Source organism: Candidatus Zixiibacteriota bacterium, from assembly GCA_040756055.1.
GTDB lineage: Bacteria > Zixibacteria > MSB-5A5 > GN15 > FEB-12.
Window position 1 is genome coordinate 300,183 of sequence record JBFLZR010000005.1, and the last position, 17,268, is coordinate 317,450.

Annotated in this window: 20 protein-coding genes; all 20 read right to left on the bottom strand. The window is 52.3% G+C overall.

The window, feature by feature from the left end; translation table 11 throughout:
- Nucleotides 1-11: 11 nt before the first annotated feature.
- Nucleotides 12-1,328, bottom strand: a complete 1,317-nt coding sequence (gene fliI, locus AB1483_11275; protein MEW6413031.1) for a flagellar protein export ATPase FliI — start codon at nucleotides 1,326-1,328, stop codon at nucleotides 12-14.
- The gene (locus tag AB1483_11280; GenBank protein ID MEW6413032.1) at nucleotides 1,325-2,026 is read right to left on the bottom strand and encodes a FliH/SctL family protein; all 702 of its coding nucleotides are present in this window, start codon (nucleotides 2,024-2,026) and stop codon (nucleotides 1,325-1,327) included. The genes fliI and AB1483_11280 overlap by 4 nt, the downstream gene beginning before the upstream one ends.
- Complete coding sequence (gene fliG / locus AB1483_11285) at nucleotides 2,019-3,029, bottom strand: flagellar motor switch protein FliG (GenBank protein MEW6413033.1); 1,011 nt, start codon at nucleotides 3,027-3,029, stop codon at nucleotides 2,019-2,021. Before fliG ends, AB1483_11280 begins: the two co-directional genes overlap by 8 nt.
- Nucleotides 3,030-3,036: 7 nt before the next feature.
- Nucleotides 3,037-4,608 carry a flagellar basal-body MS-ring/collar protein FliF gene (gene fliF / locus AB1483_11290; GenBank protein MEW6413034.1) on the bottom strand — a complete coding sequence of 524 codons (1,572 nt, stop codon included), beginning with the start codon at nucleotides 4,606-4,608 and terminating at the stop codon, nucleotides 3,037-3,039.
- Nucleotides 4,609-4,670: 62 nt separating this feature from the next.
- Nucleotides 4,671-4,994, bottom strand: a complete 324-nt coding sequence (fliE, locus tag AB1483_11295) for a flagellar hook-basal body complex protein FliE (protein MEW6413035.1) — start codon at nucleotides 4,992-4,994, stop codon at nucleotides 4,671-4,673.
- Entirely contained in the window at nucleotides 4,994-5,326 is a 333-nt protein-coding gene (locus AB1483_11300; GenBank protein MEW6413036.1) for a hypothetical protein, read from the bottom strand. The genes fliE and AB1483_11300 overlap by 1 nt, the downstream gene beginning before the upstream one ends.
- Nucleotides 5,327-5,345: 19 nt before the next feature.
- Nucleotides 5,346-5,840, bottom strand: a complete 495-nt coding sequence (gene flgC, locus AB1483_11305) for a flagellar basal body rod protein FlgC (protein MEW6413037.1) — start codon at nucleotides 5,838-5,840, stop codon at nucleotides 5,346-5,348.
- Between the two features lie 10 nt (nucleotides 5,841-5,850).
- The gene (gene flgB / locus AB1483_11310) at nucleotides 5,851-6,264 is read right to left on the bottom strand and encodes a flagellar basal body rod protein FlgB (GenBank protein MEW6413038.1); all 414 of its coding nucleotides are present in this window, start codon (nucleotides 6,262-6,264) and stop codon (nucleotides 5,851-5,853) included.
- A gap of 172 nt (nucleotides 6,265-6,436) precedes the next feature.
- Nucleotides 6,437-7,183: a flagellar motor protein MotB gene (locus AB1483_11315; GenBank protein ID MEW6413039.1), complete on the bottom strand. Its 747-nt coding sequence runs from the start codon at nucleotides 7,181-7,183 to the stop codon at nucleotides 6,437-6,439.
- Between the two features lie 3 nt (nucleotides 7,184-7,186).
- Complete coding sequence (locus AB1483_11320) at nucleotides 7,187-7,951, bottom strand: flagellar motor protein (protein MEW6413040.1); 765 nt, start codon at nucleotides 7,949-7,951, stop codon at nucleotides 7,187-7,189.
- A 169-nt stretch (nucleotides 7,952-8,120) separates the two neighbouring features.
- A complete protein-coding gene (locus tag AB1483_11325) occupies nucleotides 8,121-9,467 on the bottom strand; it encodes a sigma-54 dependent transcriptional regulator (GenBank protein ID MEW6413041.1) in 1,347 nt (448 codons plus the stop codon).
- Nucleotides 9,468-9,472: 5 nt separating this feature from the next.
- The gene (locus AB1483_11330) at nucleotides 9,473-10,810 is read right to left on the bottom strand and encodes an ATP-binding protein (GenBank protein MEW6413042.1); all 1,338 of its coding nucleotides are present in this window, start codon (nucleotides 10,808-10,810) and stop codon (nucleotides 9,473-9,475) included.
- A gap of 129 nt (nucleotides 10,811-10,939) precedes the next feature.
- Nucleotides 10,940-11,350, bottom strand: a complete 411-nt coding sequence (locus AB1483_11335) for a response regulator (protein ID MEW6413043.1) — start codon at nucleotides 11,348-11,350, stop codon at nucleotides 10,940-10,942.
- 141 nt (nucleotides 11,351-11,491) lie between these two features.
- Complete coding sequence (locus AB1483_11340) at nucleotides 11,492-11,977, bottom strand: response regulator (GenBank protein MEW6413044.1); 486 nt, start codon at nucleotides 11,975-11,977, stop codon at nucleotides 11,492-11,494.
- The gene (locus AB1483_11345; protein ID MEW6413045.1) at nucleotides 11,970-12,356 is read right to left on the bottom strand and encodes a response regulator; all 387 of its coding nucleotides are present in this window, start codon (nucleotides 12,354-12,356) and stop codon (nucleotides 11,970-11,972) included. The genes AB1483_11340 and AB1483_11345 overlap by 8 nt, the downstream gene beginning before the upstream one ends.
- A gap of 118 nt (nucleotides 12,357-12,474) precedes the next feature.
- Nucleotides 12,475-12,825 (bottom strand): STAS domain-containing protein, encoded by a 351-nt coding sequence (locus AB1483_11350; GenBank protein ID MEW6413046.1) that lies wholly within the window; start codon nucleotides 12,823-12,825, stop codon nucleotides 12,475-12,477.
- 22 nt (nucleotides 12,826-12,847) lie between these two features.
- A complete protein-coding gene (locus AB1483_11355; GenBank protein ID MEW6413047.1) occupies nucleotides 12,848-13,276 on the bottom strand; it encodes an ATP-binding protein in 429 nt (142 codons plus the stop codon).
- Between the two features lie 5 nt (nucleotides 13,277-13,281).
- Entirely contained in the window at nucleotides 13,282-14,556 is a 1,275-nt protein-coding gene (locus AB1483_11360; protein ID MEW6413048.1) for a GAF domain-containing SpoIIE family protein phosphatase, read from the bottom strand.
- A gap of 116 nt (nucleotides 14,557-14,672) precedes the next feature.
- Nucleotides 14,673-15,986 (bottom strand): ribosome biogenesis GTPase Der, encoded by a 1,314-nt coding sequence (der, locus tag AB1483_11365; protein ID MEW6413049.1) that lies wholly within the window; start codon nucleotides 15,984-15,986, stop codon nucleotides 14,673-14,675.
- The gene (locus tag AB1483_11370) at nucleotides 15,983-17,266 is read right to left on the bottom strand and encodes a DUF512 domain-containing protein (protein ID MEW6413050.1); all 1,284 of its coding nucleotides are present in this window, start codon (nucleotides 17,264-17,266) and stop codon (nucleotides 15,983-15,985) included. Before AB1483_11370 ends, der begins: the two co-directional genes overlap by 4 nt.
- Nucleotides 17,267-17,268: the final 2 nt, after the last annotated feature.

Sequence of the window (17,268 nt, forward strand, 5' to 3'; positions counted from 1 at the left end):
AAACCCTCAACTTACGACTCGATTATCTCGGCCAGTTGACGGATGGATTCTTCGGGATCGGAGAGTTCCATTATGCCTTGACGGAAGAAAGTATTCAGATCGTCTATTTTGGAGATGGCGTAGTCGATTTTTGAATTGGACCCCTTAACGTAAGCCCCGATATTAATCAAGTCTTCGGCCTCCCTGTAAACGGACAATATCTCGCGGACTCTTCCGGCCAGCCGCCTCTCGTCCTCCGGAACAACCTCCACCATCAAGCGACTGATAGAATCGAGAATGTCGATCGCCGGATATTGATTCAGAGAAGCCAGCCGGCGTGAAAGCGACACGTGACCATCGAGGATCGAGCGCACCGCGTCACTGACCGGCTCGTTCATATCATCGCCTTCGACCAGAACACTGTATAGCCCGGTGATGGAACCGATGTCGTTCTGTCCCGCGCGTTCCAGAAGTTTGGGCAGCAGGGCGAAGACCGATGGTGTGTATCCCTTGCTTGTCGGGGGTTCGCCTACGGCGATGCCGATTTCGCGCTGGGCCATGGCGATTCGGGTTAGCGAATCCATTAACAGCATGACGCTCTTGCCCTGGTCGCGAAAATATTCGGCAATGGTCGTAGCCACCATCGCTCCTTTTATCCTGATAAGGGCCGGCTGATCCGAAGTCACAGCCACCACCACCGTGTTTTTCATCCCTTCCGGGCCAAGATCTTTTTCTATGAACTCGCGAACTTCCCTGCCTCGCTCTCCGACCAGGGCGACCACGTTGATATCGGCCGATGAGCCTCGTGCCATCATACCCAGCATGACCGACTTACCCACACCCGAACCGGCGAATATTCCCATCCTCTGCCCTTTGCCGACGGTGCAGGTCAGGTCAATAACTTTAATACCGGTATGCAGTCGCTCTTTGATCCGCTTCCTCTTGAGCGCCGGGATCGGCTCTCCATTGACGGGGCGGGTGCTGCTTGTAATCAGCATGCCCTTGCCGTCTATTGGCTGTCCCAGTCCTCCAAGAATTCGGCCAATCAGCTCCGGACCCACCGGTACACGAAGCTGCTCCGAGGTCGAGGTCACGATGGCCCCCGGCGTGATGCCGCTGATAGGACCCAGCGGCATGAGCAGAATCCGGTCGTCGCGAAAACCAACTACTTCGGCCAGTACCTTCTGACCATCATCGAAATTTTCAATATTGCAAAGCCGCCCGATCGAGATAGCCGGACCTGCCGATTCGATAACCAGGCCCACGACCTGGGTTACTTTGCCGAAATGCTTGACGGTCCTGGCTTTTTCTATTCTGGATCGATATGTATCGTAGGGAATGGTAATCACGATCGCTGTTCTCCCGACACGAGCACTTCTTTGACCACCTCGAACTGGGACTCCAGCCGGGCGTCGATATCGCCACTGGGGGTCTCAATGAAACAGCCGCCGTAGCGCACTCTCGGGTCAGGCTCGACCGTGATCTCCTTGATGGTCGTCGATTCCTTGAGGAAACGCTCGATATTTTGCTCGACTATAGGATGATGCCTGGGATTGACTTTGATCTTCAGTTTCGAGCGATCAATCAAACCGCTGATCACTCCATTGATTATCTCAAGAGTAACGTCGGCATCGGCCTCAACGGCATCAAAAGTCACCTTGCGGCTTATCGCGAGAATCAGATCCAGCACCTTTTGCCGCGCCTCTTCCAAAAGAGCCTCGCGCTGGGTTACTGCATCCTTGATGGCATGATCAAACTGCTGAAGCACCTTCTTCGCTTCCTCAAGACCTTTCCGGTGCCCGGCCTGAAAACCCTCGTTGTAGCCTTGCTCGCGCGCCTTTTCGACCTCTTCCTGAAGCTTCTGCTCGATTTTGAAAATCTGCTGAATGGGTATAAATTTGGCACCGTCGTAATCGGTCACCACCGATACAACAGGGAACAGCGACCCCAGCCGCTTTTCCGCCTTCGTCTCCAGTTCCACATCGAGATGTTTCTCACCGATGAATACAACCGGAGCCTGTACCTGAGTGCGGATGATCTTAGACAATGATATCCTCTTTGCCGCCTCGACCGGAGATTATGATCTGGCCTTCCTCTTCGAGTCGGCGGACCGCTTCCACGATCCGTCCCTGGGCAGCCTCGACGTCGGAAAGACGGGTCGGGCCCATGAATTCCATCTCTTCCTGGATCATCACCGCGACACGTTCGGAGACGTTAGCGAATATCTTCTTCTTGACCTCATCCGTCGTAGCTTTGAGAGCGACAGCAATGTCTTTGGTCTCGATCTCCTTGAGCAGGCGCTGAATCGAACGATCATCAAGCAGCACCAGATCGTCAAAGACAAACATCATATTCTTGATTTCGGCCGCGAGATCCGCATCCTCGGCCTCAAGCGACTGAAGAATATTCTTTTCGGCCGTAGTATCGATCAGGTTCAGGATTTCGGCGATCGCCTTGGCTCCGCCCGACGACGACATTTCACCGCCCGCCGTGCGCTCGAAGTGTCCTTCGAGTGTCTGCTCGATTTCTTTGAGAATCTCGGGAGCTATCTTTTCCATCATCGCTATTCTCAGAGCCACTTCACCCTGAAGTTCCGGAGCCAGCTCCGAAAGCACCGCCGCCGCGTGCTGCGGATTGAGCTGGGTCAGGATCAACGAAATTGTCTGGGGATGTTCGTTCTGAAGGAAGCTCGTCAACTGCTTCGGATCAATGTCCTTGAGCAGGGAGAACCCCTTGGAGTGAATCGATGATTCCAGCCGGTGCATTATTTCCCGTGCCTTCTGCGCTCCGACGGCCTTCTCGAGGATCTGCTGGGCGAAATCGACACCGCCCTGGGAGATGTATTGCCGGGCCATGAACACCTGATGGCACTCTTCTATCACTTTTTCTTCAATCTCAGAGGGAACGTCGCGAAGGTTGGCGATTTCGACGGTAACCTTTTCAAGATCCTGCTCGTTCATTCCCTTGAGAACCAGAGCCGATACTTCCGAGCCGAACGCCACCAGCGCCACGGCCGCTTTTTGCATGTTGGTCATTTCTTCGTATCTCATAGCCAACCTACTCAACCATCATGGTTTTTATGACTTTCGCTATCTCCTCGGGCCGCTCCTTAGCCGTGCGCTGCATCTTGTCAATCAGACGAGGCTGACGGGTCTCCGCAAGCACCTCGGGCTCCTCTTCAGCGACCGGCGCCGAGGCTTCCCGCTGTTGTCCACCCGCGGTTACAGGCTGCGGCCGACGAGGCGCGGCGGGAGCAAACGAACCCAGAGCAGCGAACAACTTCGACGACTTCTTTTTCGCATAGAAGAAAAGCAGGGCGATAAGGAGCACCAGCCCCACCTTGCGGGCAATATCCATATAAAATTCGCGCATGTACATGCTGTCGAGCATCTCCTGGTCATCCTGAAGATTATTGCGGTCGAACGCTATATTGACCATCTCGATCTGATCGTTTCGCTGCTGATCAAATCCGACAGCATTCTTTACTATCGACGCCAGACGGTCAAGCTCGTCCTGCGGCCGCGGCTGGTACATCATCTCGGTGGCGCCCCCGTTTCCCTCCATCGGAGTGTACACGCCGTCGACCAGAACCGCCACCGACAGCCGGTCAATCGTGCCGATGGCATTGATGATGTGTTCCACGGTCTTATTCAATTCGTAATTCGTAATAACCGTCTCGCTGTTGTCATCCTGCTTGCTTTCAGACTCCTCAAGCGCCTTATCCGTCGCCGACAGCGAGCTTTTCACCCGCTCCTCACTTCGGATCGATGGCGCGTTGGGGTCGAACGTCTCGGAAGTCTTCTCAATCTGCTGGAAATTCAAATCGGCCGTCACGCGGATCACGGCTTTCCCCTGCCCGAGAACATCATCCATCATCGTCTGAGCTTTATCTTCAAGATACTGCTCGACCTGCTTGCGAACCTCGAGTTGCGATGACGACAGTCCCGCCAGCGGATCGTTCTCCCCGCCCGACGATAACAGGTTGCCATCGTAGTCCACGATGGAAATATTGCCGGGCCGGAGCCCTTCCACCGAGGCTGCCACAAGGTGCGTAATGCCCTTGATCTGGCGCTTCGATAAATCGGCGTTCCCTTTGAGCTTGAGAACCACCGACGCGGTCGCCTCTTTCTGATCTCTCTTGAACAACCGCTCTTTGGGCATGACAATATGAACCCTGGCCGCCTGAACTTCGTTGAGCTGCATGATGGTCTTCGTCAATTCGCCTTCAAGCGCCCGGCGGAAATTGAGGTTTTGCAGGAAGTCCGTCATTCCCAGATTGTTCTCATCGAAAATCGAATACCCCATACTCCCCGAACGCGGTAGACCCTCACTCGCAAGGGCTATGCGCGTGCCGTAAACGTCACCCGACGGCACCTCGATCGAACTGCCTCCGTCGGTCAACTGGTAGGGAATTTTGTTATCGTTGAGGTAGGCTACTATCTCGCCGGCTTCGCTCTGATCGAGATCGGAATAAAGTCGAGCGTAGGTGACACTGTTGAGCCACCCGACCACGAAAATTATTCCCACTATCGTACCGGCAACCACGCCAAACAGCATCATCACCTGACTCGGTGACATGCGCCCGACGTAATCCATCAGATTCTTAAAATATTCTCCGATCCTTCCCATTGTAAATCCTATTTATCGTCTGTAACCAGCCATCCATGGCTGAATCAAACATGCTTATATGGTTAAAGTGGCATTTGCATTATCTGGTTATAGGCTGTAAGCAGCTTATTTCTTACCTCCAGAAGCAGGTCCATGGCGATACCAGCCTCTTCCGCTTTGATCATCAACTGATGCAGCTCGACCGGCTCGCCCGACATAAAAGCCTCTTGTATCTGCGATGCGTCCAGCTGAGTATCATTAACCGAATTGATCATGTTCGAGAAAAGCTCGGCAAAATTGGTGTCTGTTTTGACCTGGGCGGCGGCTTTCTCCGCGCCGGTTACATCCAGCTTTTCGATAAGCCCCGGTACCATTCTATTAATGTTGCCGATCGCGTTGCTCATCATCACACCTTTACATCCACCATACCGCCCAGCAGGTTGCTCTCGCTGTCAGCCTGGCTGTCCTGCTGATAGCCCGGGCCGAAACGAGCGCTGTCGCGGAAACGGCTGAATAAAATGTCCAGCGCGTTCTTTTCCTCGGGCGTCAAAATCTCGGCATAACTGCCAACACTCGCCCGTACCGAAACACGCGACTCTTCACCCGCGTTCTGGGGTGAGATGTTCACCTTTTTGACGGCCGCATCGGACTGATTCTCCTGCGCCAACTGCCTCGTTGCCGCATCGTCACGACGCACCGTCTGCTGGTATGACTGAATAGCTACAGGATTAATCTTCATAATTCTGCTTCCTATACTATTAAATGTCCAAAGACTGCTCTGCCATTTTCTTGGCCGCCGATATCGCCACCGTGTTCGCCTCATAGGCGCGCGAGGCAGACATCATATCGACCATCTCATTGACTATCTCTATGTCGGGATATTTCACATATCCCTCTTCATCGGCGTCCGGATGGCTGGGATCGTACACCAGCTTGTACCCGGATTCCGAGTCATCGACAACCTTCATATCCACATTGGAGAATTCCGTGCTCTCCCTGATCTTCAGATCGCGCGTATTAATGTGTTCCGGATTGGTGCGGCTGAGCGCGAGCCCGGCCCGCTTCAGATGCGAACTGAAACTCCCCTGGACTTTCTCTTCCTTGACCAATACCCGTTCGCGCTTGTACGGCCCGCCTTCGGGCGTGCTGGTGGTCTCGGCGTTGGCTATATTCTTGGCCACCGTGTTCATCTTGGCACGCTGAATGGACAGCCCCTTTGCGGACAATTCAATCGCATTCAATAAGCCGGCCATAACTAAACTCCTACTCGCTTGTGATCGCCTTGCGGATGCCCTCGAACTTCCTCTGCAAAAGAGCCGCACCCACAGTGAACATCAATTCATTCTGCGCCAGGGTGGACATCTCCTTGTCAATATCCACCGAGTTCAAGTCGCCGTCCTTCACCCGAACCTCATCAGGGTCGGGAGCCTTGGCATCATGATTACCGGTCGGGATGTGAGCCTCATGGGTCAGCGCCCCCGACACCCGATTACCCGCCTTGGTCATTCGATTGTACTCGTCATGAAAACTGATATCCTTGCTGCGATAGCCGGGCGTCGAAGTATTGGCGACATTGCCGCCAATCAGCTTATGACGAAAAGACGAGAGGTCCAGATACTTCTCTAAGTTCGGAACCCCGGTTCTGCTAAACAAAAATTGGGCAATCTTATTTTCCATAATCTCCAAAAACCTGGATGTTCTCGCAGGGTACTAAAGCAAGACCAATGCCAATTTTACACGGCCGCTTATATACTGTTGATTTTCAACCAGTTGACGACCATCAGGCAATGCCGAGGACGTTCCGACAAGCGTTTGGTGAGGAAATTATTTCCGGTAGAAAGTGAATAATTTACTGATTGTCAGCGATGTAATACAATTGTGACGATGGCTCCTGCATGGAAAGCTCCATGGTCAGGATGACTATATCAACCCGGCGATTCATAGCCCGGTTTTCGATAGAGTTATTGGGCCGGATAGGCCTGAACTCGCCGTAACCGAGAGCCGACATCTTATCAGCCGCAATTCCATAATTTTCAACAAAATAACGCACCACCTGAGTCGCTCTGGCGGTGGAAAGCTCCCAATTCGATGGAAACACCGGTGTGTTGATTTTCCTGTCGTCGGTGTGACCCTCGATGCGGATATGATTTGGAAGTCCGGCAATTTCTTCGTGAACGATATCCAACACATCCATCGCCTTTGTTTCCAGCAACGCCGAACCCTCCTTGAAAAGCGCCGACTCCATGATGTGGACCACCAGACCCCGTTCGGTGATTTCTGTCTGGAGTTCTTCGGCCCGCTGTAGTTTCTTGAACCGATCCTCGATCTGCTGCTGAACCCGCTGTAAATCTCCAAGCTTCATTAATTCGCTGCCGCGTCGAATTTCATCCTCGCTGAGATTGTCGATGACTGTTGTCCCTCCCTTGAGCACACCGCTGAGCGCTTCGGCCATTTTACCGAACCGCTTGGCGTCAATACGCGACATCGAATACATGACAATAAAAAAAGCCAGCAGCAATGTGATCAGATCAGCATACGTGAGAAGCCAGCGCTCGAGATTTTCGCTGTCGTGATTGTCTTTCTTTTTCCGTCGCAAGTCTTACACCCCGTGTGAACGGTTCCTCGGCGCGATAAACGCCATCAGACGGGTACGAATATTTCGCGGATTTTCACCGGACTGAAGCCACAGTACACCTTCCATGATCAACTCAAGGTGGGCTACTTCCTCTTCGTGGCGCATTCGCAGCTTGTCGGAAACAGGCAGGAAGAACAGATTCGCCAGGCCCACTCCCCAGAGCGTGGCGATAAACGCCGCCGCGATCGCGGCAGCCATTCGCGAAGCATCTGATGTATTGCTCAGAGTGTGTATGAGCCCCAGCACCGTCCCGAGAATACCCATCGTAGGCGAAAACCCTCCGGCCTTCTGGAAGAATATAATACCCTTTTTGTGCCGCTCTTCAACGTAAGCGATCTCGGTCTCCAGAATCTCGCGCAACGCCGTCACCTCGGTACCATCGATTACCAACTGAATGGCTTTGCGGAAAAAAGGATCCGTAATGGTCGCCAGGTTTGCCTCCAGCCCGAGGATACCTTCCCGCCGGGCCTTCTCCGATAGCTTCACAATACGGTCTATCGTCTCGCCAAACTCCCGTGCCTTGCCTGAGAACGCCAGACGAAGAAAAGTCGGGACTTTCAGCACGGTCTCCATGGAAGTCGTGACGGTCGTGGCGCCCAGTGTGCCGCCAATTACGATAAGCATCGGAGCAAGCAAAAACACCGAACTAAGGTGGCCACCCTCCAGCACAAATGAACCACCAATGGCGCCGACCGCGACTACGAGACCTATTATTGTAGCAAAATCCATGTTCTTATCTACTGACGGGTACCCGCCGCAACGTTAAGTTAGCCCACAATCAGGCATAAATGTCCTCCTGTTCAATATCGGCACAATAGGTTTTTTATGAAGTAGTTTTGACAGGAATATCCGCAAACATGGCGGATCTTTCGAGATAAAGCCGGACGAACCGAAAAGGCTAATCCTGTATTTTGTACTCAGCCAGCTTGTTTCTGATAGTACGAGTCGTTATACCAAGCGCCTCGGCTGCCTTGGTCTTGTTACCGTTGTATTTCTCGAGAGTCTTTAATATGAGATACTTGTTCCCCTCCTCCAGCTTCATGGGCACGTTGAGCCCCGGCATATCATCGCCAATCGGCCCCAGGATCAGATCAGTCGGGAAGTCATCTTCCGTCAGAACGTCGGTCTTCGACGTCACCACCGCCCGCTCAATCAGGTTTTCCAGCTCACGAACGTTACCGGGCCAGTGATAGTGCATGAACATGCCCAGAGCGGTATCATCCACCCCCTTGACCTGCTTGCCGTTCTCCTCGTTGTACTGATTTATGAAGTGCTGGATTAAAAGCGGAATATCCTCCTTGCGCTCACACAACGGGCAAAGATGGATCGGAATGACGTTCAGCCGGTAGAACAAATCCTCCCTGAACCGGCCCGAAGCTATGTATTCTTTTAGATTGCGATTCGATGTCGCTATGATGCGCACGTCAACCGATATAGTCGTACTCGAACCAATCCGCTCGAACTCCCGCTCCTGAAGAACCCTCAAAAGTTTCGACTGGAGATTCAATGGCATCTCGGAAATCTCGTCCAGCAGCAGCGTGCCACCATCAGCCAGTTCGAACCGTCCCCGGTTTGTCTTCTTGGCATCGGTAAAAGCGCCCTTTTCATACCCGAAGAGTTCGGCCTCCACCAGGTTCTCCGGAAGAGCGGCGCAGTTCAACTTGATAAAAGGACCATCTTTTCTGTTCGAGGCATAGTGAATGGCCCGGGCGACCATCTCCTTCCCCGTGCCCGAGGCTCCCGTTATCATGACTGTCGACCTGGCCTGAGCAATCGCCACTATCAGGTCAAAAACCTCTTTCATGGCCTTCGATTTGCCGATTATGTTCTGATACTTGTGGGCCAGGTCCTGACGCATAATCTCGTTGTCGGACTTCAGGCGGATCATCTCCGTAACCCTGTTGAGAATATGCTCGATAGTCTCGGGAAGAACCGGCTTCAAGAGAAAATCATACGCGCCGAGCTTGATAGCCTTTACGGCGGTCTCCACCGTGCCATACGCGGTCATAATGATATACACAATTTCCGGATACAACTGCTTCGCGTGCTTCAGAAGAGAAATACCGTCCATCTCCTTCATTTTCAAATCGGCCAGAACGATATCGAATCCCCGCTCCTTGAGAACCGTCAGGGCCTCCTCGCCCGAATAAACCGGCTTGCAGTCATAGCCCGACCGCCGCAAAGTCTCGACCAAAAAATCATTTACCAGCTTATCATCATCGACAACTAAAACAGAGTACTTCATATTCCTCACTCCATGTGCGTACCGTCAATCCGTGCCGGAATCAACAGATAGAAGATTGCTCCCTTTCCGTCGGCCTTATTCTCAACGAATATCTCTCCACCGTGGGCCTTCGTGATTTTCCAGGCCACCGCCAACCCCAACCCATTCCCCTCTCGTTTGGTCGTAAAAAACGGCGCGAATATCCGGTCAATACACTCCTTCGCTATACCACACCCGTTGTCCGAAATTGTGGTCTCCACAACCGTCTCGTTGACGCTGAGCATCGTCCGGTCGCCATATCTCGCCAGCGCCGTCTGGCGCGGCAGCTTCTGCATGCAAACCTCAATCAGTCCATCTTCCGAACAGGCATCGACCGCGTTGCCCAGGATATTAAATAAAACCTGGCGGAAAAGCATCTGGTCAAGATGAAGCTGCACCGGTTCCGAAGTGGGGTGCCGAAGCACCCTGTAATCTATGGTTACCTTATCCATTCGCTGCTGATGATCGCTGCAGAACTGGTCGATAGTCGCCCTGATAAAGCTCTCGTAATTCACCTCACACTTGTTGACTTCTTCGAAACGACTGTAGCTGAGAAGAGTATCCACCGTCTCGTTAAGACTGTTGACCCCTTTGATAATTTTCTGCACCAACTGACGCTTCGGGTCGGATTCATCGAGGTCCCGCTCCAAAAGCGCCGCGAAACCTCCGATTCCCGCCAGCGGATTGCGCACTTCATGGGCCACCGTGGCCGCCATCTCGCCGAGCGCCGCCAGAGTATTCAGACGGGCAATTTCCTGCTCCATCTTTTTGAACTTGGTCAGATCCTGAAAAACCTCGACCGCCCCGATTACCCTTTGCTCATTGTCGCGAAGCACCGCTGTCGATACCGACACCTGAAGCCTCGTACCGTCCGCGAGATCTATCCTTTTCTCAATCGAATCGACTTCTTGCCCTGATTCGGCGGCCCGAAGAGCGTTGGCGCTTGTTGGTGTTCCGGGCGGAATAATATCGCGATATAACTTGCCCACCGGCTCCCTGGACGGAATACCGAGAATAATCGATGCCGCCGGATTGAAATGCGTGACCTTCCCGTTGAGATCTACCGCTATTACGCCCGCCGATATGGAGCTGAGAATGCCATTGAGGAATTCGGTAGCGGTGATATTTTTCCGCGTTAAGGCCACCAACTTCTGGTTCGCCTTGACCAGCTCCTCATTCTGGGCGCCAAACTCTTCCTGCAGCTCAATGTACTTGCGCTGGAGAGAGTTTATAATGCGGGTAAACGAGGCGTAAGACTCGGCAAAGCGGGAAACCTGATCCGACTCCACCAGCGTTTCAATAGTCAGCTTATCTTTATCATCCATACCGAATTACCATTCTCCAGTGAAATGATATTAGGTATCAGATCAGTCTATTTCAACTAAAACTTTGTGGAAATTCGCCCCCTGACAAGGGAGTCTTTTGACTGTGCCGATTACGGTTAACCCGGACGCTTACCCGGGAACATCTGACTTTTTGTCGTCCGAAGCAACCGGAGACAGAATCTTGCGGAGCTTATCTATCAGGGTATCCGGGCGGAAGGGCTTGATTATGTAGCCGTCGACACCGGCTTTCATGGCCTCAACAATATCCTCTTTTACCGATCGCATGGTTACCATTACAATAGGAAGATTCTTCAACTGCTCGGTTCCCCGCACGGCGGTCACGAGTGTCAAACCATCCATCTCGGGCATATTCCAGTCCGTAACCATCAGATTGATATCCTCGACCTGAAGCTTGGCCAGAGCGTCCTTACCATCGCAGGCCTCGACAAAATTCGTGAAACCGGCTCGCTTGAGACAGTTTATTATGATACGACGCATTGTGGGGCTGTCGTCTACGATAAGAATTTTGGGGTCTCGCAAGCTGCCTCCGAACCTAAGGTGTGATATCCGCTTCCTCCCAAAACCAAAAGTGCCTGTCGCAGAAGCAAAGCGAGAGTTAAGATCCCGACGACCGCGTTTTTCGGCCACGCAGCCGCCGTACTGGCTCCGTGAATGACCTCTTTACGCACGATAATTCGCAGGTAACCCGGCCTCCGTCAGTTGCCCCGAATCCAACACCTGATTAATCCGGTCGAGATTTTTCGACACGAAGTGATATACCTTGTTCATCTCGTACTGCCCGAAGCCGCGGCGTAAAATATCGTCCAATTCGAACAGGTCGACGGGCTTGACTATCACGTCAAACGCTCCCTTGCGATAAGCCTCAATGACATAATCCACCATCGGATAACTGAGCATCATTATAACGACAATCCCGGGGTTTACCTCTACGAGTTTCTCCAACACGCTCGGACTGGTCGAGCAGCAGAGACAGTGATCCGCAATGACAACACCTATGGCCTCGTCCGCCACCTTCAACAGGACTTCTTCGGCGGTTTTCGCTGTCACCGTCTCGAAACCTGAATACTCAAGGTACTCGCAAAGGGTCTCACTGATCTCCGGCTCCCTTTCGGCGATCAACACTCTTTTGACCTTCGCTTCAGTCATCTTCCGAGTCCCTGCTCTCCTTAATTTTTTCTTCAAGAGTCTTGTATAACTCGTTAATATTGAAGGGCTTGATGATGTAATCAGCCACCTTCTGCCGGAGCGCCGTCACGGCCGAATCTACCGACGGAAACCCGGTCATTATGACAACCGGAAGTTCCGGGTGGGACTGCTTCAATTCCGCCGTTAATGTCAAACCGTCCATGTTTGGCATTTTCAGGTCCGTAAGAACGAGATCGACTTTCTTGCTGCGAAGAATCTGCAAGGCTTTTTCACCGCTTTCGGCGATTGATATATCCCAACCCTGATCCGTGAAAAAATCGTAAAGCAAATCTCTGATCAACAATTCGTCATCAACGACTAAAATTGAATGATGGTCCATTCTCTGGTTTCCTCACATTCGGTCAATCAGCGGCCGTCCCGGTCGCGCATTCGCGCCGCCAGGTCAATCATACGATCGCCGCGCCCGGCGATCTGCTGCCACCACTATGCTGACTTCGCTATTCCGCGCTCACGGATTGGTAAGAACCAAGGGCTTCTTTCTCGGTGTTGAAGATTTCGAAGATATGCGATAGCTGAGTTATCTCGAAAATCTCCTGAACGTAGCTGGCAAGGTTCGAAAGTGTCAGACGGCCCTTGTGCAGTCTGGCTTCCTTCATTATCGATACCAGGACACCGAGACCGGAACTGTTTATGAAGTCGACCTCGGAGAGATTCAGATGCAGCTGATTTTTGTTCTTGCCTAAAAGGTCCTTCACCTGCTCCTTTAATCCCGCTCCGCTGGCCAGATCAAGGCGCCCTCTCAAGCCCAGGATCATGACCCCGTCGTCCTCTCTCATCACTATTTCCATAATCTCCTCCGAAAGACTATTTTTAACGACTGTTTACAACATTAGTGTGTTCGCGTTTGAACCTTATCGAGACCCTCAGCCCGCCATCGGTCATTTCGAAGAACTCCACCGAGGCAGCGTAGTGTCCCATTATACCTATTCCACGCCCGTTTTCCGCCCACGTCTCCGAGGGCTTTCGGCGGCTTATTTTTTCCAACCCCCCTTGGCCTTCGTCAATAATATCGGCAGTCATTTCATTTTTGTTTATATCCACCGCTATTTTAATCTGTTTGGACGGGTCCAACCTGTTGCCGTGAACCAGAGCGTTGCTGAAAGCCTCCGAAATAACGACAAGCATACTGTGTCGGCTCAGGCCATCAACTCCGTGCTTCTTAAGTATCTGAAGCATGTCCTTGAGCATCTTGCCCTCGGACTCCAAAACTGATGGATATATGAACTCGTACGACGACATGACTATCAGGTCCTCACTTGAACAATGGTGAAATCATCAATGGTGTCTTCAGCACAACCCTCCGTGAAGCTGTCAATCCAGCCTTTCACCTTCAGGCAGAACTGTTTCGGCGACAGGTTTATCTCTGTCTGAAACACTTGCTCCACCCGTTGACGACCGAAGAGCTGGCCGCCGCGGTCTGTCGCCTCTGTCAGACCGTCGGTAAACAGAAACAGTCTGTCCCCCGGCTCAAGCGGCCGCGTACCTTCCTTGTACTTGATATTCGGAAATTGCCCCACGATCGGTCCGCCGACAGAGAGTTCCACAACCTTTTGATTCTTGCTGTCCCAGAGCAAACCGGGCACGTGACCGGCGTTACAGAACGTAAGCACCCTCTCTTTGAGGTCATACCTGGCAAAAAACAACGTTACGAACATCTCGCGATGCTTGATTATCCCGCTGGCCAGCATCTCGTTCGTCTTGCCCGCCAGTTCCGATACGGAGATATTCGGCTGAAGGTCAAGCGCCGACTTGATTATTCCCGCCGCCGCCGACATAATCAGCGCCGCCGGCACACCCTTGTTTGATACGTCACCGATGACAACAACAAACCGCGATTCATCTATCTTCACTATATCATAAAAGTCTCCGCCGACATCCATGGCCGGAAAATACGCCGTGCCTATCTCAGCTCCCTTGACACCATCGATATCCTGCGGAAGAATCGTCTCCTGAACCTGCTTGGCAATCGCCATCTCCTGCTCTACCTTCTGACGTTTCAGCTTGTCCTTCATCAGAAGCGAATTATCGATAGCCACCGCCACGAAATTCATCAACATCTCGAGAATCTCCCGATCCTCATCGGTATAGTTGCTTTCGTTTTCCTTGTTGATAACCAGAAGCACCCCAAAACACCGGTGCGCGGTCTGTATGGGCAAACAAATCGTCGTTCGCACCCGCATTCCTTCAGGAGTAACCATCCCCTGGTCTCTCAGGATTACCGTTTCCCGGACCTCGAATACATGCGTCGAAAGCTCCCGATCATTGTGAAACTTCAACGTCTTGATGAAATCTTCTCTGATTCCCCACGATATCTGGTTTTTGAGCACGCCTCCCGAGTCAAGTAATATAGAACCGACCTCGCCTCCCACCAGACGGATCGACATATCCATCGCAACCGAAAGAACGGCATTGATTTCATGAATCGAAGTAACCACCGCTCCCATGGTGGCCAGGTCGCGCAAATCCGCCTTCTTTTCCTCCAGCCTCGCAGCCAGGTCGTCAATTTGCTCTTCAAACATCTGGGTTGGTGTCATATTCGTAAATTATCGGTCAAAACCGGACAAAAATGAACCCCGGCAGCCAATAATCTCCAAAACTGACAGCGATTTAGCGGAAATAGAACAGACTCGCGGGCCTATTTTTTGCGAAACTTAAGCCTGATCGGCACCCCGTCGAAACCAAACGAGGCCCTAAGCTGATTGTTGAGGTAGCTAATATACGATTTTTCAATAAGTTCGGGATAATTTGAGAAAAACACAAAAGTCGGCGGAGCCACCTCCGACTGCGTCATATAATAGAAGCGAATATACTTGCCTTTGCGGGCCGGCGGATGCTTTTTCCCTACCGTCCGCTCCAAAAAATCATTCAGTTCCGGCGTTCCAATCCGACGATAGTTCTCTTCATGCACCTGTTTTACCAGGGACAAAACCTTCGCCACTCTCTGGCCGGTCAGAGCCGATATGAAGATGACCGGCAGACGCGCATACTTGGCCACCACCTCGCCCATGGACTTCTTGAACTGGTCCACCGTATGAGTGTCCTTTTCCACCAGATCCCACTTGTTGACGACCAGCACCGATGGCCTTCGTACTCCCATGACCTTATCCATCACCTTCTGGTCCTGAACCGAAACCGGCTCGGTAGCATCGACCAACACCACCGCCACATCACAACTCTCTATGGCACGATCCGTCCTCAGATTGGTATAAAACTCGATGTTCTCATGAACCTTATACTTCCTCCGAAGACCCGCGGTGTCGATCAACGTGTACCGCTGTCCCTCATATTCAAAAGGCGTATCCACGGAATCACGGGTCGTTCCGGCAATCGGCGTCACGAGAAGCCGCTCCCCGCCGACGAGCTTGTTTATGAACGACGACTTCCCGACATTCGGCTTGCCAACGACGGCGACCCTTATTTCCCCCGCGGAATCCTCCTCTTCGGATTCCGACTCCGGTAACATCGTCACTATCTTATCCAGAAGCTCCCCTATATTCCGCCCAACAGTGGCCGCCACGGCCAAGGGGTCGCCCAACCCGAGCTTGAGGAAATCATATACTTCCATCTCGAGCCGTTCGTTGTCTGATTTATTCGCGACCAGCAGGGTGTGCCGCTTCGACCTGTTCAAATTGCGCGCGATCTTCAAGTCAACCGGGTCTGCCCCTACCTGAGCGTCAACCACGAACACGATAAGGTCCGACTCGTTTATCGCGAAATCCGTTTGGTCGGTGATAGCCTTCTCCATCAAATCCTTCGAATCCGGCACGATACCACCCGTATCGACCAGATAGAACTTCACCCCGTTCCAGTCACACACGGCATAGTTGCGATCCCTGGTCACACCGGGGACCGGATCGACGACCGCCACATTCTTGCGAAGGAATCGATTAAAGAGCGAGGACTTCCCCACATTGGGGCGACCAACTATGGCAACCGTAGGCAGTCTCATACAAATACTTCCCGCAAAGTCTCCGCCAGATCGTAGCTTCCCACCACAACCTTCCTGCCCAGCTTCTGTTCGAATTGCTCCAGTGACATATCATCCAAAAACAGCTTGTCTTCATTGAGACAATTCGGCGGAAGAACCGCCATGTCATATCCATCCTTCTTGCCTGAGGCAGCTTTCAACAAATCCGCGCCTGTCAATAAACCGGACACGGTTACCGTATCGCCCCAGAAATCATTTCTTACCGGCTCCAGCGCCAGCTTGAGCTTAAGCTTTTCCCGAATGTATGGCAAGGTTTGAGTATTTAAAAACGGATACGCCGAATAACCGGTCAACATCAATGCCCTGACGCGAGACTTAAGCCCCCTGAGCCTCGGCCGACGACGGTTGAATACTGTTATGAACTCCCGCGCCATCCCCACTCCGTTCTCGAATTGCGGCATATCCTCATAAGCAGCGTGTTTCGGAAAGTCTCTTCCCGTCTCGACATAAAACTCATCTGCCGCCCACACAAAACGGCTCCCCAGGCTCTTCGTGAATTCCTTTTGCCGCCTCTCGATATATCGCACTATCTCCGCCGCCTCTTCCCTGCTGTACTTGCGAAGTTTGGGTAGTCTCTCACGATATTTCGTCAGTCCCACGGGTACTACCGCCAGGCTTGCCACGCCGGGATACAACGATGACAACTCATCGATAGTCCTCTTCAGATTTTCCCCATCATTTATTCCCGGACAGAGCACACACTGAGTGTGGATTGTTATTCCCCCCTTCACGAGCCTTCTTAAAAGCGGCAGTATCGGCAAAATATTCCGGTTGCCCAGCAGCCGGCTTCGCAACTCGTCATCAGTGGCGTGCACCGACACATACAACGGCGATAACCGTTGCTTTATAATCCTCTTGATTTCTTCATCGGAGGTATTGGTAAACGTAACAAAGTTGCCATGAGTGAATGAAAGCCGGTAGTCCTCATCCTTTACATACAACGTCCGCCTCATCCCCTTGGGTTGCTGATGGACGAAACAGAAAATGCAGTTGTTCTTGCAGACCATCACCCGGCCATCATCGAGCGTCAATCCCAGGTCGCCGGGACATCTCTCATCGAGACGAAGCTCAATCTCGCGTCCTTTGCTGTCGGCAAACTTGATTTTCACCCGTTCGTCGGCGGTTTTAAAACGGAAGTCTATCGAGTCCAGCACCGGTTTGCCGTTGATGGATACCACCGCATATCCCGGTCTTACCAGTCCGAACAGGGGTGAATCAGGGTCTACAGTTTTTATTTTCATTC

Bases quoted from the DNA above. Each gene is read 5' to 3' on its own strand.
- fliG (MEW6413033.1), bottom strand. From the start codon at position 3,029: ATGAGATACGAAGAAATGACCAACATGCAAAAAGCGGCCGTGGCGCTG.
- fliF (MEW6413034.1), bottom strand. From the start codon at position 4,608: ATGGGAAGGATCGGAGAATATTTTAAGAATCTGATGGATTACGTCGGG.
- fliE (MEW6413035.1), bottom strand. From the start codon at position 4,994: ATGATGAGCAACGCGATCGGCAACATTAATAGAATGGTACCGGGGCTT.
- AB1483_11300 (MEW6413036.1), bottom strand. From the start codon at position 5,326: ATGAAGATTAATCCTGTAGCTATTCAGTCATACCAGCAGACGGTGCGT.
- flgC (MEW6413037.1), bottom strand. From the start codon at position 5,840: ATGGCCGGCTTATTGAATGCGATTGAATTGTCCGCAAAGGGGCTGTCC.
- flgB (MEW6413038.1), bottom strand. From the start codon at position 6,264: ATGGAAAATAAGATTGCCCAATTTTTGTTTAGCAGAACCGGGGTTCCG.
- AB1483_11320 (MEW6413040.1), bottom strand. From the start codon at position 7,951: ATGGATTTTGCTACAATAATAGGTCTCGTAGTCGCGGTCGGCGCCATT.
- AB1483_11325 (MEW6413041.1), bottom strand. From the start codon at position 9,467: ATGAAGTACTCTGTTTTAGTTGTCGATGATGATAAGCTGGTAAATGAT.
- AB1483_11330 (MEW6413042.1), bottom strand. From the start codon at position 10,810: ATGGATGATAAAGATAAGCTGACTATTGAAACGCTGGTGGAGTCGGAT.
- AB1483_11340 (MEW6413044.1), bottom strand. From the start codon at position 11,977: ATGACTGAAGCGAAGGTCAAAAGAGTGTTGATCGCCGAAAGGGAGCCG.
- AB1483_11345 (MEW6413045.1), bottom strand. From the start codon at position 12,356: ATGGACCATCATTCAATTTTAGTCGTTGATGACGAATTGTTGATCAGA.
- AB1483_11350 (MEW6413046.1), bottom strand. From the start codon at position 12,825: ATGGAAATAGTGATGAGAGAGGACGACGGGGTCATGATCCTGGGCTTG.
- AB1483_11355 (MEW6413047.1), bottom strand. From the start codon at position 13,276: ATGTCGTCGTACGAGTTCATATATCCATCAGTTTTGGAGTCCGAGGGC.
- AB1483_11360 (MEW6413048.1), bottom strand. From the start codon at position 14,556: ATGTTTGAAGAGCAAATTGACGACCTGGCTGCGAGGCTGGAGGAAAAG.
- der (MEW6413049.1), bottom strand. From the start codon at position 15,986: ATGAGACTGCCTACGGTTGCCATAGTTGGTCGCCCCAATGTGGGGAAG.
- AB1483_11370 (MEW6413050.1), bottom strand. From the start codon at position 17,266: ATGAAAATAAAAACTGTAGACCCTGATTCACCCCTGTTCGGACTGGTA.